Genomic DNA, 23,351 nt, shown 5'->3' on the forward strand with positions numbered 1-23,351 from the left:
GGTCCACCGGCACCCACCGCTACAGACCGCCGCGCCCGCGGGAACTCATCGGTCGCTCGTGCGGTGCCGACTCAGCGGACGGGGAGCCGGGCGGCGGCGGCGTCCCACGCGGCCGGCGACCCGGACGGCGTGTACGTCCGCACCTCCTGGGTGGCCCGCAGCAGCGCGCGGAGCTCGGCCAGCCCGCCGTGGAGCACCCCGGCCGCCCGGGCCTGGACCAGCGCGTTGCCCAGCGCCGCGGCCTCGACCGGACCGGCCACGACCGGCAGCCCGCACGCGTCCGCGGTCAGCTGGCAGAGCAAGGCGTTGCGCGCTCCCCCGCCCACCAGGTGCACCACCTCGACGTCCCGCCCGGAGAGCTCCACGGCCTTCCGGACCGCCCGCCGGTAGGCCAGCGCGAGGCTGTCGAGGATGCAGCGGACGGTCTCGGCCTGGCTCTGCGGCGGCGTCTGCCCGGTCTCGGCGCAGGCCGCCGCGATCCGCCCCGGCACGTCCCCCGGCGGCAGGAACCGCGGGTCGTCCGCGTCGACCACGGCCGGAAAGCCGTGCACCTGCGCGGCGGCGGCGAGCAGGTCGGGCAGGTCCGCGGGCAGGCCGGCGGCCGCCCAGGTCCGCTGCGACTCCTGCAGCAGCCACAGGCCCATCACGTTGTGCAGGTAGCGGACGGTGCCGTCCACGCCCAGCTCGTTGGTGAACCCGGCGGCGCGGCTCGCCTCGGTGAGCACCGGCTTCTCCAGCTCCACGCCGACCAGCGACCAGGTGCCGCACGAGACGTACGCGAACCGGTCCGACGACGCGGGGACGCCGACCACCGCCGACGCCGTGTCGTGCGAGCCGACCGCGGTGACCGGCACCGGGCCGGCCAGCCCGGTCTCGGCCAGCACGTCGGCGGTCAGCTCCCCCAGCCGCTCCCCCGGCTGCCGCAGCGGCGGCAGCAGCCCGCGGTCCAGGCCGAGCCGGTGGACGAGCTCCCCGGCCCACTCGCGGGTGGTGGCGTCGAGCAGGCCGGTGGTGGAGGCGTTGGTGACCTCCGCGCCGACCGCCCCGGTGAGCCAGTACGCGAGCAGGTCGGGGATGAGCAGCGCCGTCCGCGCCGCCGCCAGCTGCGCGGTGTCCCGTGCCGCCGCGAGCTGGAAGACGGTGTTGAACGGCAGGTGCTGCAGCCCGCTCACCCGGTACAGCTCCTCGGGCGGGACGGCGGCGTGCACCGCCGGCACCGCGGTCGCGTGCCGGGCGTCCCGGTAGTGCACCGGGATGCCCAGCAGCGCGCCGTCGGCGTCGAGCAGGCCGACGTCGACGGCCCAGCTGTCGATGCCCACGCCGTCGAGGTGCCCGCCGTCGGCCCGGCCGGCCTCGCGCCCGGCGGCCCGCAGCCCGTCGAGGACGCCGGCGTAGAGGCCGAGCACGTCCCAGTGGAGGGTGCCGCCGAGGCGCACCGGCCGGTTGGGGAACCGGTGCGCCTCGGTGAGCTCCAGCCGCTCCGGGCCGACCCGCGCGGCCATCACCCGGCCGCTCGACGCCCCCAGGTCGACCGCCGCGAACACCCCGGGGGCAGAAGTGGCCATTTCTGCCCCGTGTCAGCGGAGGAAGGCGGCGGCCACGCCCGAGTCGACCGGCACGTGCAGCCCCGTCGTCCGGGTGAGGTCGCCCCCGGTCAGCGCGAAGACGGCGTCGGCGACGTGGTCGGGCAGCACCTCGCGCTTGAGCAGGGTCCGCTGCGCGTAGAACTCGCCCAGGTCCTCCTCCTTGACGCCGTAGACCGCGGCGCGGGAGGCGCCCCAGCCGCCGGCGAAGATCCCCGACCCGCGGACGACGCCGTCGGGGTTGATGCCGTTGACCCGGATCTGGTGCCCGCCGAGCTCGGCGGCCAGCAGCCGCACCTGGTGGGCCTGGTCGGCCTTGGTGGCGCCGTAGGCGATGTTGTTCGGGCCCGCGAACAGCGAGTTCTTCGACGAGATGTAGACGATGTCGCCGCCCATCCCCTGCTCGATCATGATCCGGGCGGCCTCGCGGGAGACGAGGAAGCTGCCCTTGGCCATGACGTCGTGCTGCAGGTCCCAGTCGGCCTCGGTGGTCTCCAGCAGCGGCTTGGAGATCGACAGGCCGGCGTTGTTGACCACCAGGTCGACCCCGCCGAAGGCCAGCACCGCCGCGCGGAACGCCTCGGCCACCGCCTCGCCGTCGCTCACGTCGGCCGCCACCCCGACGGCGACGTCGGCGTTGCCGATCTCCGCCGCCGCGGCCTCGGCCTTGGCGAGGTCCAGGTCGGCGACGACGACGCAGGCGCCCTCGCGGGCCAGCCGGTGGGCGATCGCCTTGCCGATGCCGCTCGCCGCACCGGTCACCAGCGCCACGCGGGTGGCCAGCGGCTTGGGCTCGGGCATCCGCTGGAGCTTGGCCTCCTCCAGCGCCCAGTACTCGATGCGGAACTTCTCGCTCTCGTCGATCGGGGCGTAGGTGGAGACCGCCTCGGCGCCGCGCATCACGTTGATCGCGTTGACGTAGAACTCGCCGGCCACGCGCGCGGTCTGCTCGTTCGCGCCGAAGCTGAACATGCCCACGCCGGGCACCAGCACGATCGCCGGGTCGGCGCCGCGCATCGCCGGGCTGTCGGCGGTGGCGTGCCGCTGGTAGTAGGCGGCGTACTCGGCGCGGTACTGCTCGTGCAGCTCCTTCAGCCGACCGACGACGTCCTCCACCGGCGCGGTCGCCGGCAGGTCGACGACCAGCGGCCGCACCTTGGTGCGCAGGAAGTGGTCCGGGCAGGAGGTGCCGAGCGCGGCCAGCGGCTGCAGCTTCTCCCGGGACAGGAACTCCAGGACGATGTCGGGGTCGGTGAAGTGCCCGACCTGCGGCTTGTCGGTCGAGGCGAGCCCGCGGATGACCGGCGCCAGGGCGGCCGCGCGGTGCCGGCGTTCGACCGCGGGCAGCGGCTCGAAGCCGGGCACCACCCCGCCGAACGGCTCGGGCTTGCCGCGCTCGGCGAGGAAGCGCTCGCCGGTGCGGATGATGTCGAGCGAGTTGGCCTCGGCCTCGGCGCTCGTCGCGCCCCAGGCGGTGATCCCGTGGCCGCCGAGGATGCAGCCGATGGTCTGCGGGTTCTTCTCCTTGATGGCCGCGATGTCCAGGCCGAGCTGGAAGCCGGGGCGCCGCCACGGCACCCAGACGACGCGGTCGCCGAAGCACTCGCGGGTCAGCGCCTCGCCGTCGGCCGCGGTGGCCAGCGCGATGCCGGAGTCGGGGTGCAGGTGGTCGACGTGCGCGGCGTCGACGAGGCCGTGCATGGCGGTGTCGATCGACGGGGCGGCGCCGCCCCGGCCGTGCAGGCAGAAGTCGAACGCGGCGACCATCTCGTCCTCACGCTCGACGCCCGGGTAGACGTCGACGAGGCTGCGCAGCCGGTCCAGCCGCAGGACGGCGAGACCCGGCTCGGTGAGGGTGCCGAGGTCGCCGCCGGAGCCCTTGACCCAGAGCAGCTCGACCGGCTGTCCGGTCACCGGGTCGGTCTCGGTGCCCTTGGCGGAGGTGTTGCCGCCGGCGTAGTTGGTGTTGCGCGGGTCGGCGCCCAGCCGGTTGCTGCGCTCGAGCAGCTCACTGAGCACGGGGTTCGTCACGTCTGGTGTCCTCTCGGGGTTCTGTGCCGGCGAGATCCCGGGATCTCGCACGGTTGGAGGGGCTGGGCTGTTCGAGATCGCGCGATCTCGCCGACGAGGTGGGCCGTCAGGCGCCCCAGCCGGCCTGCTGGCCGCCGACGCGCTCGCGCTCGATGCGCTCCTGGTACCCGCTGCGGGCGAAGGCGGTGTACGGGTCGGCGTCCAGACCCTTGCTCTCCCGCAGCTGCGCCAGCAGCGGCCGGACGTCGGTGCTGAAGGCGTCCATCAGCACACCGTGGGCGCCGAGCACGTCACCGGCGACCTGGGCGGCGCGCAGCGCGTCGCGGTCGACCAGCAGCGCCTTGGCGGTGGCCTCCTGGACGTTCATCACCGAGCGGATCTGGCCGGGGATCTTCTTCTCGATGTTGTGGCACTGGTCGAGCATGAAGTTGACGCCAGCGCCGAGCAGCGCGTCGTTCTGCACGATCTCGTTCATGATCCGGAACAGCTGGAACGGGTCGGCCGACCCGACGATGAGGTCGTCGTCGGCGTAGTTGCGCGAGTTGAAGTCGAACGCGCCCAGCCGCCCGACCCGCAGCAGCTGCATGACGATGAACTCGATGTTGGTGCCCGGCGCGTGGTGCCCGGTGTCGAGGACGACCAGCGCCCGCTCGCCGAGGGCCAGGCAGTGCACCAGGGACGTGCCCCAGTCGGGGATGTCGGTCGCGTAGAAGTACGGCTCGAAGAACTTGTACTCGAGCAGCAGCCGCATGCCCGGGTCGAGCAGTGCGTAGACCTCCTGCAGCGACTCGGCCAGCCGGTCCTGCCGGGCGCGCAGGTCGTCCTGCCCGGCGTAGTTGGTGCCGTCGGGCAGCCACAGCTTCAGGTCGGTGGAGCCGGTGGCCCGCATGACCTCGACGCACTGGGCGTGGTGGGCGATCGCCTTGCGGCGGACGGCGGCGTCGGGGTGGGTCAGCGAGCCGAGCCGGTAGTCGTCGTCCTGGAACAGGTTGGAGTTGATCGCCCCGATCGAGACGCCGAGGTCGGCGGCGTGCGCGGCGAGCTTGCCGAAGTCGTCGACCAGGTCCCACGGGATGTGCAGCGAGACCCGGGGGGCAGCGCCGGTGTGCTTGTGCACCTGGGCGGCGTCCTCGAGCTTCTCGAAGGGGTCGCGGGCCACGCCGGGCTGGCCGAACACCTTGAACCGGGTGCCGGAGTTGCCGAAGGCCCAGGAGGGCAGCTCGATCGTCTGCTCGGCGAGTGCGGCGAGTGCGGCGGCGGTCATCGTCGATCTCCTCGGTGCGGGAGGGGCACGGTCCGGCTCTGCCTGTCGGTCCCGGTGCTGTGAAACGTCTCAATCGCTGCCCGGACATTAGGACGTGTCGCCGGTCACGTCAACAGTGTCCCGCTCGAACGTCGGAACGCGCAGCTCGCCGGGTTCCTCCACCGCCCGCGGCGGGGTGATCTTCGCTGGACCGCAGCTGTTTCGGGCGCTCGCCCGCGCCCTCGGAGCCCAGGCCCGTCGCGCCGGCCGGCTCGTACGGGCGGGTGCGTCGTGCCACGGTGCACGGCCGTCGCGATCTGAAACGGTTCATCGACGTGGACGAGCCGGCGGGGCTCCCCGAACGCCCCGCGACGACACCCTCCCCAGAAAGGCAGCTGCGACCATGCGCATCGGAGCCCTGCCCTTCGTCGGCACGCTGTGCATCGGGCTGCTGCTGGCGGCCCTGCAGGTCGGCACCATCTGGACGCCGCAGACCCGCGGCACGTCGCTGCACCAGATCGAGGCCGAGCGCCACGGCGAGCCGGTCTGCGCCCGGGCGGCGGCCGAGGCCGCGGGCACCGGCGGACGGCGGCCCTGACCGCGCTCCGGCCCGGGCGCCGCCGGTCCCGGCCGCGAGCGCCCGGGTCGGCGACACTACGGAGGACCCCGGCGGCGACGCCGGGCGACAGGCGGGGAGAGGGCGGCTCGGTGGCCAGCATCAAGGACGTCGCGCGGCACGCGGGCGTGTCGGTCGGCACGGTGAGCAACGTGCTCAACCGGCCCGACCTGGTCGGGCCGGCCACCCGCGACCGGGTCCGCGCGGCCATCGCCGAGCTGGGCTTCGTGCGCAACGAGTCGGCGCGGCACCTGCGCGCGGGCTCCAGCCGCACCGTGGGCCTGGTGGTGCTCGACATCGCGAACCCGTTCTTCACCGACGTCGCGCGCGGGGTCGAGGACGTCGTCAACGCCGCCGGGCTGGCGCTGATCCTGTGCAACTCCGACGACCGGCCGGACAAGGAGGCCGCGCACCTCGCGGTGCTCGCCGAGCAGCGGGTGCAGGGCGTGGTCATCACCCCGACCGCGGAGCTGACCCCCGACCTGGCGGCGCTGCGCGCCCGGGGGGTCCCGGTGGTGCTGCTCGACCGGCGCGCGCCCGGCCCGGACCAGTGCGCCGTCGCCGTCGACGACGTCCTCGGCGGGCGGCTGGCCGCCGAGCACCTGCTCGAGCGCGGGCACCGCCGGATCGCCTTCGTCGGCGGGCACTCCGACCTGCCGCAGGTGCAGGAACGCCGCGCCGGCGTGGAGGCCGCGGTGGGCGAGGTGCCCGACGCCGAGCTGACCGTCCTCTCCCCCGAGGAGCTCACCGTGGCCGGCGGGCGTGACGCCGCCGGGCGGGTCATCGGCATCCCGGCGGCCCGGCGCCCCACGGCGGCGATCTGCGCCAACGACCTGCTCGCCCTCGGCGTGCTGCAGGAGATGGTGCGCCAGCGCGTGCGGGTGCCCGACGAGTTCGCGATCGTCGGCTACGACGACATCGACTTCGCCGCCGCGGCCGCCGTCCCGCTGACCTCGGTGCGCAAGCCGCGGCAGGAGCTCGGGCGGCGGGCGGCGCAGCTGCTGTTGGCCGAGACCCGGGAGGGTCACCACCACGAGCAGCCGGTGTTCGAGCCGGAGCTGGTGGTGCGGGAGTCGAGCATGGTCCTCCGAGACGTCGGGGCCGACGGGGAGGAGACACGATGAGGGTGGCGCTGTTCGCCACGTGCCTGGTGGACACGATGGTGCCGCAGGTGGCGCGGGCGACCGCGACGCTGCTGGAGCGGCTGGGCCACGAGGTCGTCGTCCCGCCGGGGCAGGCCTGCTGCGGGCAGATGCACGTCAACACCGGCTACCGGCGCGAGGCGGTGCCGATCGTGGCCAACCACGTGCGGGCGTTCGCGGGCGCTGCGGCCGTGGTGGCGCCGTCCGGGTCGTGCGTGGCCTCGATCCACCACCAGCAGGCGATGGTCCTGCGGCGGGCGGGTGAGTCCGCGCTGGCCGCGGAGGCCGAGGCGCTCGCCGAGCGGACCTACGAGCTCTCGCAGTTCCTCGTCGACGTCCTGGGTGTCACCGACGTCGGCGCCTACTACCCGCACCGGGTCACCTACCACCCGACCTGCCACTCGCTGCGGCTGCTCCGGGTCGGCGACCGGCCGCTGCAGCTGCTGCGCGCCGTCCGCGGGCTGGAGCTCGTGGAGCTCCCCGGCGCCGACCAGTGCTGCGGCTTCGGCGGCACGTTCGCGGTGAAGAACGCCGACACCTCGACCGCGATGCTCACCGACAAGATGGCCAACGTGCTGTCCACCCACGCCGAGGTCTGCACCGCCGGCGACGCGTCCTGCCTGATGCACATCGGCGGCGGGCTGTCCCGGCTGCGCTCGGGGACGCGGACGGTGCACCTGGCCGAGATCCTCGCCTCGACGGAGGACGCCGTGACCCCTGACCAGGCCACCCGACCGGCGGTGCCGGCGTGACCGTCACCCAGCCGCCGATGCACGAGTCGGTGCCCCCGCCCGCGCCGACCTTCCTCGGCCTGCCGACGGCGCCCCGCGGGGTCGGCCACCTGCGCGGCGAGCGGTCCTTCCCCGAGGCCGCCCGTGACGCGCTGCGCGACGGCCAGCTGCGGGCCAACCTCGGCCACGCGACCAGCACGATCCGCCGCAAGCGGGCCGCCGTCGTCGGCGAGGTGCCCGACTGGGAGGAGCTGCGCTCGGCCGGCAAGGCGCTCAAGGCCGCCACCATGGCCCGGCTCGACGAGCACCTGGAGGAGCTCGAGCGCCAGGTGACCGCGCGCGGCGGCACGGTGCACTGGGCCCGCGACGCCGCCGAGGCCAACGCGATCGTCACCCGGCTGGTGCAGGCCACCGGAGCCGACGAGGTGGTCAAGGTCAAGTCGATGGCCACCCAGGAGATCGGCCTCAACGAGGCGCTCGAGGCCGCCGGGATCACCGCGCACGAGACCGACCTCGCCGAGCTGATCGTGCAGCTCGGCGACGACGCCCCGTCGCACATCCTCGTCCCGGCCATCCACAAGAACCGGGCCGAGATTCGCGAGATCTTCCTGCGCACCATGCCGCAGTTCCAGGGCCCGGACGCCGACCGCGACCTGCCCGACGAGCCGCGCCGGCTGGCGATGGCCGCCCGCGCCCACCTGCGCGAGCGGTTCCTCCGCGCCCGGGTGGCGATCAGCGGAGCCAACTTCGCCGTCGCCGAGACCGGCACCCTGGCCGTGGTGGAGTCGGAGGGCAACGGCCGGATGTGCCTGACCCTGCCGCAGACCCTGATCACGGTGATGGGCATCGAGAAGCTGGTGCCGACCTGGCGCGACCTCGAGGTCTTCCTGCAGCTGCTCCCCCGCTCCTCCACCGGCGAGCGGATGAACCCCTACACCTCGCTGTGGGCCGGGGTCACCCCCGGCGACGGGCCGCAGGAGTTCCACCTGGTGCTGCTCGACAACGGCCGGACCGCGGTGCTCGCCGACGAGGTGGGCCGCGAGGCGCTGCACTGCATCCGCTGCTCGGCCTGCCTCAACGTCTGCCCGGTCTACGAGCGCACCGGCGGGCACGCCTACGGCTCGGTCTACCCGGGCCCGATCGGGGCGGTGCTCTCCCCGCAGCTGACCGGGGTCGAGGACAACGCCTCGCTGCCGTACGCGTCGTCGTTGTGCGGCGCCTGCTACGACGCCTGCCCCGTGGCGATCGACATCCCGTCGATCCTGGTGCACCTGCGCGCCGAGCACGTGGAGGCGCAGCAGAAGGTCACCCCCGAGGCGGCCGCCTTCCGCGCCCTGGCGACGGCGATGTCGCGGCCGCGGCTGTGGCGGCTGGCGCAGCGCGCCGCCGGGCTCGGCCGGTTGCTCTCCCGCGGCCGGCCGGCGCTGCCCGCGGCCCTGCCGCCGCCGATCTCCGGGTGGACCCGCAGCCGCGACCTGCCGGCCCCGCCGCGGGAGACCTTCACGCAGCAGTGGGCCCGGGAGCACGGGGGCCGGTCGTGAGCGCGCGGGACGAGGTGCTGGGCCGGATCCGCACCGCGCTGGGCGACCGGCGCGCCGTCCCGGAGGTGCACCGGCACTACCGCACCACCGACGACCGGCCGGCCGGGACGCTGCTCGACGTCCTCACCGAGCGGCTGGAGGACTACCAGGCCTCGGTGCTCCGCTGCGGCTCCGACGACGTCGCCGCGACCGTCGCCGCCGCGCTCGACGCCGGCGTGGGCGCCGGCTGGGCCCCGGCGGACGTCGTCGTCGCGCCCGGCGTGCCGCAGGCGTGGCGGCCGGCGGGCGTGTCCGAGGACGACGGCCGGCCCGCCGTCGGGCTCGCCGCGTTCGCCGCCACCGTCACCGGGATCGCCGTGGCCGTCGCCGAGACCGGGACCCTCGTCCTCGACGGCTCGCCGCTGTCCGGCCGCCGGGCGCTGTCGCTGCTGCCCGACTGCCTGGTGTGCGTGGTCGAGGCGGGCCAGGTCGTCGGCGGCGTGCCGGAGGCGCTGGCCCGGCTGGAGCCGACCGCGCCGCTGACGATGGTCAGCGGCCCCTCGGCGACCAGCGACATCGAGCTCAACCGGGTGGAGGGCGTGCACGGGCCCCGCACGCTGGTCGTCGTCCTCGTCGCCTGAGCCCTCACCGCTCGCCCGGGTCGACCTCGCTGATCGCGCGCGGGGTCCACGCCGTCCCGCCCTCCGCGAGCTCCCGGATCCGCCGCGGCAGGTCGACCAGGTCGGCGCCCTTGAGCAGGTAGCCGACGGCTCCGAGGCGCCGGGCCCGGTGGAAGTTCACCAGGCTGAAGCAGCGGGCGAGGACGACGACGCGGGTGCCCGGGGCGACGTCGAGCAGCTCGCGGGCCGCCTGGAGCGGGTCGGTGCCGGGCAGCTCCGGGTCGACCAGGACGATGCGCGGGCGGGTGCGCAGACCGGACTCCAGGAGCTCGTCGCCGGTCTCGGCCTCCGCCACGACGGTGATGTCGTCGGTGTCGTCCAGGCAGTCGGTCAGGACGCGGCGCAGCACCGGGTGCGCATCGGCGACCAGGACCGTGGTGACCGGGGTGCGCGGCGGGTCGCCGACGGGCGCCGCGGGCCGGATGAGCCTCGTCGTCACGTCTTGAGAAACGCCCGGGCGCGGCCGCCATGACGACGTGCAGGCCAGGGCTGCGTGCCCGCCGCCACTCTCACCGCCCGTGGCGGCCCGGCGGTCCCCGGTGACCGACCGGCCGCCCGCTGCGGCGGACGCCGGTGGACGCGTTGACCCCGCTCGGGAGCAGGAGTAGGAGGGTGCGGTTCCTCCCTGGCTGGTGGGCGACACCACCCGCGGTCCTCCGGAGGGCAGCATGCGGGTCCCGACACGGACACGGGGGGATGCACCGGGCAGCGCGGCCGAGGACGCCGGCGCGCGGCTGGCGGCCGCCCACGCCCGCACGGCCGGGTGGTCCGGGCTGGTGCTGGCCGCGCTGATCGTGGTGGCCCTGGTCCTGGTCCGCCGGATCCCCGGGCTGGCCGACCCCGACGACACCTACCGCGCGTTCTACGACGGCGGCGGGGCCGACACGCTCACCCTCGTCGGGCTGTACGTGGTGCCGTTCGCGGGGATCGCCTGCCTGTGGCACGCGATGGCCACCCGCACGGCCTTCCAGTTGCGGCGGCCGCGGTCGTGGGCCGAGATCCCGCACTGGCTGCACCTGGCCAGCGCGGTGCTGTTCGTCTGCATGCTCTTCGCCGGGACCGCGGCGGTCGGCGCGGTCGCGCTGCTCACCCGCTTCTCCGACGCCCCGCTCCCGGGGCCGGACGTCACGCGCGCGCTGTCGTCGGCCGGCTACGCGCTGGTGTTCGTCTACGGCGTGCGGGCCGCCGGCATGTACATGATCACCACCACCGGGCTGGCCACCGCGGCCGGGATGCTGCCCCGGCCGCTGGCCGTCGTCAGCTACCTGCTGGCCGTCTTCCTGCTGGTCAGCGTCACCTTCCACCCCGCGATCCTGCTGGTGTTCCCGGCCTGGGTGCTGCTGGTCAGCACCGTGCTCCTGGTGCGCCGGCCGTCAGGAGGCTCCCCGTGACCGCCACCATCGCCCTCGACGAGGTCCCCGGCCCGCGGGGTGTGCCCGTGCTCGGCAACGTCCTCGACATCGACACGGCCAGCCCCTTCGAGAGCCTGATGAGGATGGCCGAGGAGTACGGGCCGCTCTACCGGCTCACCGTCCCCGCCGGCACGCGGCTGATCGTCTCGGGGCCGGAGCTGGTCGCGGAGGTCTGCGACGACGCGCGGTTCGACAAGCTGGTCGGCGGCGGGCTGGCCAGCCTCAAGAAGGACGCGCTCGACAACGGGCTGTTCACCTCCGACACCGACGACCCGATGTGGCACCGGGCGCACGAGATCCTGATGAGCCCGTTCAGCCTCCAGGCGATGCGCGACTACCTGCCGAAGATGCTCGACGTCGCCGAGCAGCTGGTGGAGAAGTGGTCGCGGCTCAACCCCGGGGAGGACGTCGACGTCCCGGCCGACATGACCCGGCTGACCCTCGACACCATCGCGCTGTGCGGCTTCGGCTACCGGTTCAACTCCTTCTACCGGGAGACCCCGCACCCGTTCGTCGACGCGATGATCCGCACCCTCGCCGAGTCGCAGGCCCGCGCCCGGCAGCTGCCGATCCAGACCCGGCTGAAGGTCCGGGCCCAGCGGCAGCTCGACGAGGACCAGGCGTTCATGAACGACCTGGTCGACCGGCTCATCGCCGAGCGGCGGGCGCAGGGGGACGCCGCGGACACCACCGACCTGCTCGGCCGGATGCTGACCGGCGTCGACACGACCGGGGAGCGGCTGCCCGACCGCAACATCCGCGCGCAGTGCATCACCTTCCTCATCGCCGGGCACGAGACGACCTCGGGGCTGCTGTCGTTCGCGCTCTACTTCCTGGTGGCCAACCCGCGGTTCCTGGAGCGGGCCCGGGCGGAGGTCGACACCGTGCTCGGCCGGACGCCGCAGCCGACGTTCGAGCAGGTGCAGCGGCTGCGCTACGTCCGGCAGGTGCTCGACGAGTCGCTGCGGCTGTGGCCGACCGCCCCGGGCTTCAGCCGGGCGCCGTTCGAGGACACCGTGATCGGCGGCCGCTACGCCGTCCCGGCGCACACGCCGATCACGGTGCTCTCCCCCGCGCTGCACCGCGCCACCTCGGTGTGGGGCCCCGACGCCGCCCAGTTCGACCCCGACCACGTGGCCCCCGAGCGGCTGGCCGCGCTGCCGCCGCACGCCTACAAGCCCTTCGGCACCGGGCAGCGGGCCTGCATCGGCCGCCAGTTCGCGCTGCAGGAGGCCACGCTCGTGCTGGGCATGCTGCTGCAGCGGTTCGACCTCGTCGACGACCGCGGCTACCAGTTGCACACGAAGACCACGCTGACGATCAAGCCCGACGACTTCCACCTGCAGGTGCTGCCGCGGGCCGACGTCCCCCTCGGCATCCCGGTGCAGCGCACCGGCCCGGAGCCCGCCGCCCGGGCCGCCGCCCCGCAGGCCGAGCCGGTGCCGACGGTGGCGCGGCACGGCACGAAGCTGACCGTGCTGTTCGGCTCCAACCTGGGCACCGCGGAGTCGATCGCCACGCGGCTGGCCCAGGAGGGCACCGAGCGCGGCTTCGACGTGACCCTCGGGACCCTCGACGACCACGTCGACGACCTGCCCGCGGGCGGCGCCCTGCTCGTCGTCTGCTCCTCCTACAACGGGACGCCGCCGGACAACGCCGCGCAGTTCTGCCGCTGGATCGGCTCGGCGCCCCCCGGTGCGGCCGCGGGCGTGACCTACACCGTGTTCGGCTGCGGCAACACCGAGTGGGCGAGCACCTACCAGGCCGTGCCCACCCTGCTGGACCGGGAGCTGGCCGCCCACGGCGCCGAGCGGGCGCACGACCGCGGCGAGGGCAACGCGGCCGGCGACTTCGACGCGCAGTACCGGGCGTGGCACGGCGACCTGTGGGCGACGCTGGCCGAGGCGCTGGACCTGCCCGCCGAGGTCGCCGCGACGGCCCCCGCGGGGCCGCGGCTGTCGATCACCCTGAGCAACCGGCAGCTCACCAACCCGGTGATCCTCTCCTACCGCGCGCGGCCGGCCCGGGTGCTGGCCAACCGCGAGCTGCTCACGGCCGGCCCGTACGGCACCCCGGGGAGGTCCACCCGGCACCTCGAGGTGGCACTGCCCCAGGACCAGGGCTACCGCGCCGGCGACCACCTCGGCGTGCTGCCGCGCAACAGCATCGAGCTGCTGCGCCGGGTCATGGGCCACTTCGGCCTGGACGCCGGGCAGTACGTCACGATCATCCCGAACGCCGGGTCGCACACCCACCTGCCGATCGACGAGCCGGCGCCCGTGCTCGGGGTGCTGGGCAGCTGCGTCGAGCTGCAGGACGTCGCCACCCGCGACGACCTCGAGCTCCTCGCCCGGTACACCGACGACCCGCAGCAGCGGGCGGAGCTCGAGCAGCTGGCCGGGGACGACGAGCGGTACCGGGAGCGGGTCCACGCGCCCAACCGCTCGGTGATCGAGCTGCTCGAGGAGTTCCCGGCGTGTGCGCTGCCGTTCGCCGAGTACCTCGACCTGCTGCCGCCGCTGCGCCCGCGGTACTACTCCATCTCCTCCTCGCCGCTGTCCTCCCCCGACGTCTGCAGCATCACGGTCGGGGTGCTGCAGGCCCCCGCCCGCTCCGGGGCCGGGACCTTCACCGGGGTCGCCTCGGGCCACCTGGCGCAGCTGCCCGAGAACGGGACGGTGTTCGCCTTCGTCCGGGAGCCCACGATCGCCTTCCGGCCGCCGGCGGACCCGGACGTGCCGATGGTGATGGTGGGTGCCGGCACGGGCCTGGCGCCGTTCCGCGGGTTCCTGCAGGAGCGCGCGGCGCAGCAGGACCAGGGCGTGCCGGTGGCCCGGTCCCTGCTGGTCTTCGGCTGCCGCGAGCCGGGCTCGGACCTGCTCTACGCCGACGAGCTGCTCGACTTCCAGCAGCGGGGGCTGGTCCGGGTGGAGAACGCCTTCTCCCGGCAGGACGGCCGCCCGTGCCGTTACGTGCAGGACGCGATCCTCGACTGCGCCGACGAGGTGTGGGAGCTGCTGCAGCAGGGCGCCGTCGTCCTGGTCTGCGGCAACGCCGCCACCATCGCCCCGGGGGTGCGGGCCGCGCTGGTGCGGGTCTTCCGCGAGCGCACCTCGACCGGCGAGGCCGACGCGCAGGCCTGGCTCACCGGGCTGCGCAGCGCCGACCGCCTGGTCGAGGACATCTGGGGCGGCTGACCGCGCGCCTCAGGGGCGGGCGTCGTCCTCCGCGTCGTCCCGCCGGCGGGCGTGCCGCACGTCGACCACGGCCAGCACGAGGGCGGCGCCCACCCCGGCCACGGCCACCGCGAGGCCGGCCGCGGCGGCCGACGCGTAGTCCTGCCCGGTCGCGGCGAGCACGACGTAGAACAGCCCGGGGAGCGCGGCGGTGCCGATGGCGGCGCCGAAGCGCTGCGCGGTCTGCAGCCCGCCGCCCGCGGCGCCGGCCATCCGCACCGGGACGTCGCGCAGGGTCATCGTCACGTTCGGGGAGATCACGCAGCCGCCGCCGATCCCGCCCAGCAGCAGCGCCGGCGCGGTGGCCCACCCGACCGCGGACGGCGGGACGGTCAGCAGGACGACGGCGACCGCGGCCAGCCCGGTCATCACCAGCACCAGCCCCAGCACCGTGATCGCGCGGCCGAGCCGCTCGACCAGCTGGCCGGCGACCACCGCCGAGACCGCGGCGCCGAGGGCGAACGGGGTGACCGCCAGGCCCGACTGCAGCGGGGTGTAGTCCAGGCCGGTCTGGAAGAACAGCGCGAAGACCAGCCAGATGCCGCTGAAGCCGACGAAGTAGACCGTCGCCAGGGCCGCGCCGATGGCGTAGCCGCGGGTCTGCGTGACCAGCCGCGGGTCGAACACCGGCTCCCCGTCGTGGGCGACCACCCGCCGCTCCCAGGCGACGAAGCCGGCCAGCACCGCCGCGCCGAGCGGGAACAGCCACCACAGCCGGCCCAGCCCGCCCGACTCCGCCTGCACCAGCGGCAGCAGCAGCGCCAGCGCCCCGACGCCGAGCAGCGCGACCCCGCCGGCGTCGATGCCCCCGCGCCGCCCGTTCCCGCCACGGGGCAGCAGCCGCCAGGCGAGCACGAACGCGACCACGCCGATCGGCACGTTCACGTAGAAGATCCACCGCCAGCCACCCGGGCCGGAGGCCAGCGCCAGGATCAGTCCGCCGACGACCGGACCGACCGCCGTCGAGATGCCCACCGTGGCGCCGAACAGGCCGAACGCGCGCCCGCGCTCGACGCCGCGGAACAGCTGCTGGATCAGCCCGGAGTTCTGCGGGGCCAGGCATCCGGCGGCCAAACCCTGGGCGAGGCGGGCGGCGACCAGGAGCTCGACCGTGGGCGCCGCCCCCGCCGCGGCGCTGCACAGCACGAACAGCGACAGGCCGACGAGGAACAGCCGCCGCCGGCCCAGCGCGTCCCCGAGCCGCCCGGCCGGGACCAGTGCCAGCGCGAAGGTCAGCGCGTACCCCGAGACGACCCACTGCACGGTCGCCGGCGACGCGGCGAGGTCGCGCTGCAGCGACGGCAGGGCGACCGACACGATGCTGACGTCGAGCAGGCTCATGAAGCCCACCACGAGGGTCACCCACAGGGCCAGCCAGCGTCGAGGGTCCGGCGTCGGGTCGTCGGCGTCGGCTGCGGGGGCCGGGGAGTGGACGTCGGGCTGGTGGGTCACGCAGGCGCCTCCGGGCAACGGCGGAGGCGGGCCGGTCGCTCGCCCTCCGCCGTCCATGCTGCGCCTCGCCCGCCCCCATCCGCCGTGGGGCGACGGCAGCGGCCCGGCCTCAGCCGCGCGGGGCCTCCGCGAGCGGCAGCAGCACCTGGAAGCGGGTGTCCCCGGGCCGGGACTGCACCCGCAGGTCGCCGCCGTGCCGGGTGACCACGATGCGGTAGGAGACGTCCAGGCCCAGGCCGGTGCCCTGGCCCACCGGCTTGGTCGTGAAGAACGGCTCGAACACCCGGCGGCGCAGGTCCTCGGGGATTCCCGGGCCGGTGTCGGCGACCTCGACCAGGGCGCAGTCGCCGTCCCGACCGGTGCGGAGGGTGAGCGTGCCCTCCCCCGCCATCGCGTCGAGGGCGTTGACGACCAGGTTGGTCCACACCTGGTTGAGCTCGCCGGCGTAGGCGGGCACCTGCGGCAGCGACCGGTCGTAGTCCTTCACGACGGTCACCCCGGGCGGGATCTTGGCGCTGAGCATCACCAGCGTGGCGTCCAGGCCCGCGTGCAGGTCGGTGGGCTGGTGCGGCGCGCGGTCCAGCTGGGAGTACTGCCGCGCCGCGTCCACCAGGGCGGAGATGCGGCCGGTGCTGTCGGTGATCTCGCCGATCAGCGTCTCGGTCTCCACCGTGTAGGCCAGCCAGCGCACCGCCGACTCCAGCGCGGCGGGCTCGACGGCGGCGGCCACCCGGTCGAGGTCCGCGGGCCCCAGCCCGGCCGGCACGAAGACGCCGGCCAGCTCCCAGGCCCCGCCGATCCCGTGCTCGTCGAACCAGTCGCCGAGCTCGTCCTCCCGGTCGGCGCGCTCCAGGGCGCCGAGCTCGGCGGCGCTGCCGACCCGCGCGACCAGCTCCTCCTGCAGGTCGGTCAGCGCGCGCAGCACCGCGGCGTCGAGCTTGCCGGTGGACAGCAGCGCCAGCTTGTGCCGCATGCCGGCGAAGCGCTCCCGCAGCGAGGCGGCCGCCCGCGACGCCGCCGCGGCCGGGTTGTTCAGCTCGTGGGTGAGGCCGGCGCTGAGCTTGCCGAGGGCGAGCAGCCGCTCGCGCTGGCTGACCAGCTCGGCGATGTTGCGCTGGCCGAAGAACAGCCCCTCCAGCAGGTGCACCGCCATCGGGTACCAGCGCCGGAAGACCGCCTCGAACTCGGCGGCCGGCAGCGCGAGGAACCGGCAGTCGGTCACCGCCCGGACCGTCCCCGGGTAGGTCTGCGCGATCCGCTCCCCGATGTAGAACTGCACCGCGCCGGAGTACACGCCGCGCTGCGACGTCCGGATGGTCTCGACCTCGCTGCCGCCGACGAACCGGACCATGGTCATCTCGCCGTCCAGCAGGACGTAGAAGCACGTCGCCGGCTCCCCCTCGACCGACACCTCGGAGCCGGCCGGGCACTCCACCACGTCGCCGTGCTCGGCCACCCAGGCCAACTGCTCGTCGTCGAGGTCGGCGAAGAGGAACAGCTCGCGCAGCTCCGCCGGGCCCAACCGGCTCGCCGCGGTGGTCACTGGTCCCCCAGGTACCGGTGCACCAGGGTCACGGCCAGCGCGCCCTCCCCCACCGCCGAGGCGACCCGCTTGACCGAGTCGGCCCGCACGTCGCCGGCGACGAACACCCCCGGGAGGCTGGACTCCAGCAGGTACGGGTCGCGGTCGAGCGACCAGCCCGGCGGCCGGTGGCCGTCCTCCAGCAGCGCCGGCCCGGTCGGGATGAACCCGCGGTCGTCCCGGTGGACGACGCCGTCGAGCCAGCCGGTGCGCGGCGCGCCGCCGATGAACACGAACAGGTGGCTGGCCGGCAGCGTCTCGGTCCCGCCGCCGCGGGCGTCCCGGACGGTGATCGCCTCCAGGTGCCCGTCGCCGTGCGCGGCGGCGACGGTCGTGCAGGTCCGCACCGAGATCCCCGGGATCCCCGCCACCTGCTCGATGAGGTAGGCCGACATCGACGCCTCCAGCGACGGCCCGCGCACCAGCAGGCACACCGACTTCGCGTACCGGGAGAAGAACACCGCGGCCTGGCCGGCGGAGTTCGCGCCGCCGACGACGAACACGTCCCGGTCGGCGCACTCGGCGGCCTCGGTCATCGCCGACCCGTAGTAGACGCCCCGGCCGGTGAGGTCGTCGACGCCGGCCACGCCGAGGCTGCGGTAGGAGACGCCGGTGGCCAGGACGACGGCGTGCGCGGCCACGGCGCGGCCGTCGTCGAGCCGCAGCACCCGCTTGGGGCCGTGCGCCTCCAGCGAGACCACGTCGCGGGCCAGCAGCAGCTCGGCGCCGAACTTCACCGCCTGCCGGCGCGCCCGGTCGGCCAGCTGACCGCCGGAGACGCCGTCGGGGAAGCCCAGGTAGTTCTCGATCCGGCTGCTCTGCCCGGCCTGCCCGCCGGTCGCCTCCCGCTCGACCAGGACCGTGCGCAGCCCCTCGGAGGCGCCGTACACCGCCGCGCCGAGACCGGCCGGCCCGCCGCCGACGACGATCAGGTCGTAGAAGTCCTCGCGCGGCTCGGTGTCCAGGCCGGCGACGCCGGCCAGCTCGGCCTCGCTGGGATGCCGCAGCACCCGCGCGTCGGGGGTCACCACCACCGGGACGTCGTCCGCCCCGGCCCCGGCGGCGGACAGGATCCGCTGCCCCTCGGGCTCGTCGGCGCTGTACCAGCGGTAGGGCACCGCGTTGCGGGCCAGGAAGTCCCGCGCCCGGAAGGACGGCGCCGACCAGCGATGGCCGACCAGCTTGACGCCCTCGAAGCCGGCGTCGGGAGCGGCCCGCCAGGCGTCGATCATGCCGTCGACCACCGGGTAGAGCTTCTCCTCGGGCGGGTCCCACGGCTTGAGCAGGTAGGCGTCGACGTCGACGAGGTTGATCGCGGAGATCGCGGCGTCGGTGTCGGCGTAGGCGGTGAGCAGGGCCCGGCGGGCGCGGGGGAACAGGTCCATGGCCCGCTCGAGGAACTCGATGCCGTTCATGCCGGGCATCCGGTAGTCGGCCAGCAGCACCGCCACCGGGTCGCCGCGCAGCTTCAGCTCGCGCAGCGCCTCCAGGGCCTCGTCGCCCGAGCCCGCACGGAGCACCCGGTACTCCTCGCCGTACCGGCGTCTCAGGTCGCGGGCGACGGCGCGGGAGACCCCCGGGTCGTCGTCCACGCTGAGCAGGACCGGTCTGGCCATGACGCCCTCCTGTCCGTCGCTCCCCGGCGCACACGGGGGTCGAGTGGGGAGCGGGTGCGGTTCGGCGCCGGCGAGACGACGTCGGTCGCCGGAGCTGCCGCGGGCCACGCTAGTCCGCACCCGCGCCCTCGGGACACCCGTTTCGGGCGCGGGGCGTCCTACGGTGGACGCCCGCCGCCGGACGAGGAGGACGCCGCCATGACCGCAGGGATCGACCCGTCGGTGCCGCCCAGCGGCACCGGCTGCGTGGAGTGCGACGCCACCGGCGGCTGGTGGTTCCACCTGCGCCGGTGCGCGCAGTGCGGTCACGTCGGCTGCTGCGACTCCTCGCCGTCCCGCCACGCCCGGGAGCACGCGGCCACCACCGGGCACCCGGTCGTGCGCAGCTTCGAGCCCGGCGAGGGCTGGTTCTGGGACTTCCCCTCCGAGCGGCAGGTGACCGGCCCGGAGCTGGCCCCGCCCCTCGCCCACCCCGCCGACCAGCCCGCGCCCGGGCCGCGCGGCCGGGTGCCCGCGGACTGGCGGTCCCGCCTGCACTAGGAGCCACCCGGCGGGTCGCCCGCGACGCGCCGGGGTTCCGCTCGTTCCCGTTCCGCGCACGGCCGTCCCGCGCGCCCCCCGGTCCTACCCTCGAGGTGTCGGGCGTCTCCCCGCGCCCACGTCGTCGGAGGCACCGGTGACCGAGCCCCAGCAGCTGTCCTCCCGCTCCGCCGCGCCCACACCGCGCAGCCGGGACCCGCTCCCCCCGCCCACCGTCACGCACGACGGGACGACCCGGCCACTGTCGGTGCCCGAGGACGCCGGCGTCCCGGGCGCGGCCGACACCGAGCCGACCGTCCTCGGCTTCCCCGTCGAGCCGCCGGAGGACGCCGACCCCGAGACCCCCGGCGCCGGGACCGCCGGCACCGGGACCGCCGACGCCGGGACGGCGGCCGGCGAGTCGTCCGGAGCCGCGGTCGCCGAACACCCCGCGGGGGCCACCGTCGCCGAGCACCGGGTGGTCGTGCTGCGCCGCGCCGACCGGGTCGCCGGGGCCGCGCTGGTGCTGGCCGGTGTCGCCGCGGGCCTGAGCATCTGGCTGCCCTGGGGGCAGGACGTGGGGACCGCCGGCCTGGTGCGGGTCGTCGAGGGCGTGCGCACGCTCGGCTCCGGCCTGGCCGAACTGGCCGGCAGCGACGCGTGGCCGGCGCTGGTGGTGGCGGTGGGCGGCGGCGTCCTGTTCCTGCTGGGCCTGGTCCTGTTCCGCCGCGCGCGCACCCACCGGCTGGTGGGCGTGCTGGCCCTGCTCGTCGCGGAGGCCGTGACCGTCGCCGTCCTCGTGGCGCTGGCCGGCGCCGGGTGGGACCCCGCCCGGCTGGGCGCGGGCGCCTGGTGCGCCCTCGCCGTCGTGGTGCTGGGCCTGTTCGGCGCGCTCAAGGCGACGCTGACCGCGCCGAGCGTGACGGTCTCCCCCGGCTGACCCGCCGGCCCTCAGCCGCCGACGGCCTCCCAGGCGCGGCGGCGCTCGCCGTCGGGGTCGGCGACCACCCGCGGGACCGCGTCGAACAGCGCCGCGCAGCGGGCAGCCGGCTCGTACGGCGGCCACTGCTCGAGGACGCCGGCAGCCGGCGTCCCGCCGCGCACGACCGACAGCACCGAGTCGTGCAGCGCCGCGGTGACCGCGCGGTCGGCCGGGCTCATGTCCCCGGCCGGGCGGGCCAGCAGCGGCCGCTCGACGAACCGCGGCGGGTGCGCCCACAGACAGGCGTTGTCCGCGCCGTGCGTGGGGCCGAGCCGGTCGAACAGCGGCAGGGACGGCGCGGCGTCGAAGCGGCTCAGCCAGGCGCGGCCGCCGGCCGCCGCCTGGGCCTGCGCCAGCCGCACCGCCGGACGCACCCACATCTCGTCGGTGAGCAGCGCCTGCAGCGGGTCCTCCCCCGGCCGCGCCGTCCGCCGGTACACGTCCAGCAGGGTGTCGAACGAGGGGTCGCCGACGTGCGAGCGCGCCACCGCGGCGGCGTCGTCCGAGCCGCCCTGGAGCATCACGGTCATCTCGTCGCGGCAGGAGGCCAGCCACAGCGGGGCCCCCCGCAGGTCGCCGCGGGCGACGACGTCCAGCGGGCTCTCCGGCAGGACGACGCCGTCGCGGACGGGGCCGAAGAACACACCGCCGAGGTACTCCCGCCGGCTGCCCGCGACCGCCTCCCGGGCCGCCGACAGCACCGCCTCGACCGGCAGGTCGCGCAGCCGCGCGCGGTCGGTGCGGGCCACCCCGAGCCGCTCCAGCACCCGGCCGGCGACGGCAGCGCTCTCGGCCGGCTCCTGGGGGAACCCGCCGATGGAGAAGGCGATCGCGGCGCGGGCGCGGCGCCCGGCCGGCGTGGCGAGCAGCGCGCACACCAGGCTCGCCCCGGCCGACTGCCCCACGAGCGTGAGCCGCTCGGGGTCCCCGCCGAAGGCCGCCACCTCCCGCTGCACCCAGTCCAGGGCGGCGAGCAGGTCGGTCATCGCCGGGCTGGGCTCGGGGTCGTCGGCGGTGCCCAGCTGCAGGAAGCCGAGCGGGCCGAGCCGGTAGGAGACCGCGACGACGACCGCCGGCCCGGCCGCGGCCAGCACCGACCCGTCGTAGTCGGCGGCGGCGCCGGTCTGGAAGGCGCCGCCGTGCACCCAGAACAGCACCGGCAGCGGGCCGTCGGCGCCGTCGGGTGCGTACACGTCGAGGGTCAGGCACTCCTCGACGCCGACGAGCGTCCCGTCGGGCAGGTACTGGACGCCGACCGGGCCGGGCGCCGTGGCGTCCCGGGGCGCGGGCCACGGCAGGACCGGGGCGGCCGGGCCGAATCGCTCAGCGCGGGCGTACGGGACGCCCCGCCAGCTGCGGACGCCGTCGGCCGACCGCCCGGCGACGGGCCCGGTCGTGGTCTCGACGGGGACGGACATGCAGACCTCCGGGGAACGAGGCTGCGGGCCCCGGCCGGAAGCCGGGGCCCGCAGCGGGGTCCTTCGTCAGGCGCCGACGAGGGCGCGCTCGCGCGGGGTGGCGTCCTTGGAGCCGAGCTGCTCCAGCGGCACGTGCGCGCTCTCCCGGGCGGTGAGGGCGCACAGGCCGGCGACGACGGCGGCAGCGGCGGTCAGCAGGGCCACCGGCACCCAGCCGTTCGGGCCGTCACCGACGATCGCGGCCGCGATGAGCGGCGAGAAGCCGCCGAGGGCGAAGCCGATCTGCGTGCCGATCGCCGTGCCGGAGTACCGGACGCGGGTGTCGAACATCTCGCCGTAGAAGGAGGGCCAGATGCCGTTGGCCGCCGAGTAGGTGACGCCGGAGATGAGGATGCCGAACACGAAGACCAGGGCGACGTTCCCGTTCTGCACCGCCCACAGGAAGGGAAAGATCGCCACGGCCGAGCCCAGGGCGCCGAAGACGAACACCGGACGGCGGCCGATCCGGTCCGACAGCCGGGCCCACAGCACCAGCGTGCCCAGCGCGATGGCGTTGGCCACGACGATCATCCACAGCAGGGTCGACCGCTCCATGCCGATGGCGTCGCTGGTGCCCTGCGCCAGCGCCCAGGTGCCCACGATCGTGCTGACCACCGAGACCAGCGCGCACAGCACGACCCGCAGCACCGAGGCCCAGTGGTCGCGGAACAGGACGGCGACGGGCAGCTTGGCGACCTCGTGCTCCTCGCTGGCCCGCTCGAACTCGGGCGTCTCGGGCAGCGACCGGCGCACCCAGTAGCCGACGGCGACGACGGCCGCGGACAGGAAGAACGGGATCCGCCAGCCCCAGCTGAGGAACTGGTCCTCGGGCAGCAGCGCGAAGGGGATGAAGACCAGGTTGGCCAGGATCAGGCCGGCCTGCGTGCCGACGAGGGTGAAGCTGGTGAAGAACCCGCGCTTGCCCTCAGGCGAGTGCTCCAGCGTCATCGAGTTGGCGCCGGCCTGCTCACCGGCGGCCGACAGCCCCTGCAGGATCCGCATCAGGACCAGCAGGATCGGGGCGGCCACGCCGATCGCGCCGTACGAGGGCAGCGCGCCGATGAGGAAGGTCGAGGCGCCCATCAGCAGCAGGGTCAGCACGAGCATCTTCTTGCGGCCGACCTTGTCGCCGAAGTGGCCGATGACGACGGCGCCCAGCGGCCGGGCGACGTAGGCGACGCCGAAGGTGGCCAGCGACAGCAGGATCCCGGTGCTCGGGTTGCTCTCGGGGAAGAACACCTGCGGGAAGACCAGCCCGGCGGCCGCCCCGTAGATGAAGAAGTCGTAGTACTCGAGCATGCTGCCGACGAAGCTGGCGACGGCGGCCTTGCGGGGCGTGTGCTCGTGCGTGGTCCCACCGGGTGGTGTGGTCGTGCTCATGTCGGTCTCCTGAGGAGGCGCGGCGGCAGCGATCTCGTCGTGCCGGGGGGCGTCCGGGACGTACCCGGGATGGTCGGCGGTGCGGCGGTGCGGCGGTGCGGTGCTGCGGGCGGCGGCCGGGATCCCCGGCTCCCCGTGCCGCCCTGGGCCCTGGGTGCGGGGCCGGTGC

18 protein-coding genes are annotated in these 23,351 nt (G+C 75.3%); 9 read left to right on the forward strand and 9 right to left on the reverse strand.

Features of this window, described 5'->3' with window-relative positions:
- Window positions 1-71: 71 nt before the first annotated feature.
- From ACI79D_RS09110 to rhaI, 3 genes are all read right to left on the reverse strand, one after another.
- Window positions 72-1,565, reverse strand: a complete 1,494-nt coding sequence (locus ACI79D_RS09110; protein ID WP_456918047.1) for a rhamnulokinase — start codon at window positions 1,563-1,565, stop codon at window positions 72-74.
- A 12-nt stretch (window positions 1,566-1,577) separates the two neighbouring features.
- Window positions 1,578-3,614, reverse strand: a complete 2,037-nt coding sequence (locus ACI79D_RS09115; RefSeq protein ID WP_456918048.1) for a bifunctional aldolase/short-chain dehydrogenase — start codon at window positions 3,612-3,614, stop codon at window positions 1,578-1,580.
- Window positions 3,615-3,720: 106 nt separating this feature from the next.
- Complete coding sequence (gene rhaI, locus ACI79D_RS09120; RefSeq protein ID WP_456918049.1) at window positions 3,721-4,878, reverse strand: L-rhamnose isomerase; 1,158 nt, start codon at window positions 4,876-4,878, stop codon at window positions 3,721-3,723.
- Window positions 4,879-5,260: 382 nt separating this feature from the next.
- Between rhaI and ACI79D_RS09125 the strand changes: the two genes are divergently transcribed.
- The 5 genes from ACI79D_RS09125 to ACI79D_RS09145 all read left to right on the forward strand — a co-directional run bounded on the left by ACI79D_RS09125 (window position 5,261) and on the right by ACI79D_RS09145 (window position 9,507).
- The gene (locus ACI79D_RS09125; RefSeq protein ID WP_456918050.1) at window positions 5,261-5,455 is read left to right on the forward strand and encodes a hypothetical protein; all 195 of its coding nucleotides are present in this window, start codon (window positions 5,261-5,263) and stop codon (window positions 5,453-5,455) included.
- Between the two features lie 110 nt (window positions 5,456-5,565).
- Entirely contained in the window at window positions 5,566-6,597 is a 1,032-nt protein-coding gene (locus ACI79D_RS09130) for a LacI family DNA-binding transcriptional regulator (protein ID WP_456918051.1), read from the forward strand.
- Window positions 6,594-7,367 (forward strand): (Fe-S)-binding protein, encoded by a 774-nt coding sequence (locus tag ACI79D_RS09135; RefSeq protein WP_456918052.1) that lies wholly within the window; start codon window positions 6,594-6,596, stop codon window positions 7,365-7,367. Before ACI79D_RS09130 ends, ACI79D_RS09135 begins: the two co-directional genes overlap by 4 nt.
- Window positions 7,364-8,887 (forward strand): LutB/LldF family L-lactate oxidation iron-sulfur protein, encoded by a 1,524-nt coding sequence (locus ACI79D_RS09140; protein ID WP_456918053.1) that lies wholly within the window; start codon window positions 7,364-7,366, stop codon window positions 8,885-8,887. The genes ACI79D_RS09135 and ACI79D_RS09140 overlap by 4 nt, the downstream gene beginning before the upstream one ends.
- On the forward strand, window positions 8,884-9,507 hold the full coding sequence (locus tag ACI79D_RS09145) for a LutC/YkgG family protein (RefSeq protein ID WP_456918054.1): 624 nt from the start codon (window positions 8,884-8,886) through the stop codon (window positions 9,505-9,507). Before ACI79D_RS09140 ends, ACI79D_RS09145 begins: the two co-directional genes overlap by 4 nt.
- Window positions 9,508-9,511: 4 nt before the next feature.
- Here ACI79D_RS09145 and ACI79D_RS09150 read toward each other — a convergent pair whose 3' ends face one another.
- On the reverse strand, window positions 9,512-9,985 hold the full coding sequence (locus ACI79D_RS09150) for a response regulator (RefSeq protein ID WP_456918055.1): 474 nt from the start codon (window positions 9,983-9,985) through the stop codon (window positions 9,512-9,514).
- Between the two features lie 229 nt (window positions 9,986-10,214).
- Between ACI79D_RS09150 and ACI79D_RS09155 the strand changes: the two genes are divergently transcribed.
- Window positions 10,215-10,937 carry a hypothetical protein gene (locus ACI79D_RS09155; RefSeq protein ID WP_456918056.1) on the forward strand — a complete coding sequence of 241 codons (723 nt, stop codon included), beginning with the start codon at window positions 10,215-10,217 and terminating at the stop codon, window positions 10,935-10,937.
- A complete protein-coding gene (locus tag ACI79D_RS09160) occupies window positions 10,934-14,155 on the forward strand; it encodes a bifunctional cytochrome P450/NADPH--P450 reductase (RefSeq protein WP_456918057.1) in 3,222 nt (1,073 codons plus the stop codon). The genes ACI79D_RS09155 and ACI79D_RS09160 overlap by 4 nt, the downstream gene beginning before the upstream one ends.
- A 9-nt stretch (window positions 14,156-14,164) precedes the next feature.
- Here ACI79D_RS09160 and ACI79D_RS09165 read toward each other — a convergent pair whose 3' ends face one another.
- The 3 genes from ACI79D_RS09165 to ACI79D_RS09175 all read right to left on the reverse strand — a co-directional run bounded on the left by ACI79D_RS09165 (window position 14,165) and on the right by ACI79D_RS09175 (window position 18,844).
- Complete coding sequence (locus ACI79D_RS09165; protein ID WP_456918058.1) at window positions 14,165-15,646, reverse strand: MFS transporter; 1,482 nt, start codon at window positions 15,644-15,646, stop codon at window positions 14,165-14,167.
- A 109-nt stretch (window positions 15,647-15,755) separates the two neighbouring features.
- Window positions 15,756-17,189 (reverse strand): ATP-binding protein, encoded by a 1,434-nt coding sequence (locus ACI79D_RS09170; RefSeq protein WP_456918059.1) that lies wholly within the window; start codon window positions 17,187-17,189, stop codon window positions 15,756-15,758.
- Entirely contained in the window at window positions 17,186-18,844 is a 1,659-nt protein-coding gene (locus tag ACI79D_RS09175; protein WP_456918060.1) for an FAD-dependent oxidoreductase, read from the reverse strand. Before ACI79D_RS09175 ends, ACI79D_RS09170 begins: the two co-directional genes overlap by 4 nt.
- A gap of 198 nt (window positions 18,845-19,042) precedes the next feature.
- Between ACI79D_RS09175 and ACI79D_RS09180 the strand changes: the two genes are divergently transcribed.
- Window positions 19,043-19,384 carry a UBP-type zinc finger domain-containing protein gene (locus ACI79D_RS09180; protein WP_456918061.1) on the forward strand — a complete coding sequence of 114 codons (342 nt, stop codon included), beginning with the start codon at window positions 19,043-19,045 and terminating at the stop codon, window positions 19,382-19,384.
- Window positions 19,385-19,520: 136 nt separating this feature from the next.
- The gene (locus ACI79D_RS09185; RefSeq protein WP_456918062.1) at window positions 19,521-20,303 is read left to right on the forward strand and encodes a hypothetical protein; all 783 of its coding nucleotides are present in this window, start codon (window positions 19,521-19,523) and stop codon (window positions 20,301-20,303) included.
- Window positions 20,304-20,314: 11 nt separating this feature from the next.
- On the opposite strand, the gene ACI79D_RS09190 is transcribed toward ACI79D_RS09185, so the two are convergent.
- A complete protein-coding gene (locus ACI79D_RS09190) occupies window positions 20,315-21,763 on the reverse strand; it encodes a carboxylesterase family protein (RefSeq protein ID WP_456918063.1) in 1,449 nt (482 codons plus the stop codon).
- Window positions 21,764-21,829: 66 nt separating this feature from the next.
- Window positions 21,830-23,182 (reverse strand): MFS transporter, encoded by a 1,353-nt coding sequence (locus ACI79D_RS09195; protein ID WP_456918064.1) that lies wholly within the window; start codon window positions 23,180-23,182, stop codon window positions 21,830-21,832.
- Between the last annotated feature and the right edge of the window lie 169 nt (window positions 23,183-23,351).

Source organism: Geodermatophilus sp. SYSU D00708, assembly GCF_054050115.1.

Excerpts from the sequence above, each read along its gene's own strand:
- ACI79D_RS09110 (WP_456918047.1), bottom strand. The coding sequence starts at position 1,565 with ATGGCCACTTCTGCCCCCGGGGTGTTCGCGGCGGTCGACCTGGGGGCG.
- rhaI (WP_456918049.1), bottom strand. The coding sequence starts at position 4,878 with ATGACCGCCGCCGCACTCGCCGCACTCGCCGAGCAGACGATCGAGCTG.
- ACI79D_RS09125 (WP_456918050.1), top strand. The coding sequence starts at position 5,261 with ATGCGCATCGGAGCCCTGCCCTTCGTCGGCACGCTGTGCATCGGGCTG.
- ACI79D_RS09135 (WP_456918052.1), top strand. The coding sequence starts at position 6,594 with ATGAGGGTGGCGCTGTTCGCCACGTGCCTGGTGGACACGATGGTGCCG.
- ACI79D_RS09155 (WP_456918056.1), top strand. The coding sequence starts at position 10,215 with ATGCGGGTCCCGACACGGACACGGGGGGATGCACCGGGCAGCGCGGCC.
- ACI79D_RS09175 (WP_456918060.1), bottom strand. The coding sequence starts at position 18,844 with ATGGCCAGACCGGTCCTGCTCAGCGTGGACGACGACCCGGGGGTCTCC.
- ACI79D_RS09180 (WP_456918061.1), top strand. The coding sequence starts at position 19,043 with ATGACCGCAGGGATCGACCCGTCGGTGCCGCCCAGCGGCACCGGCTGC.
- ACI79D_RS09190 (WP_456918063.1), bottom strand. The coding sequence starts at position 21,763 with ATGTCCGTCCCCGTCGAGACCACGACCGGGCCCGTCGCCGGGCGGTCG.
- ACI79D_RS09195 (WP_456918064.1), bottom strand. The coding sequence starts at position 23,182 with ATGAGCACGACCACACCACCCGGTGGGACCACGCACGAGCACACGCCC.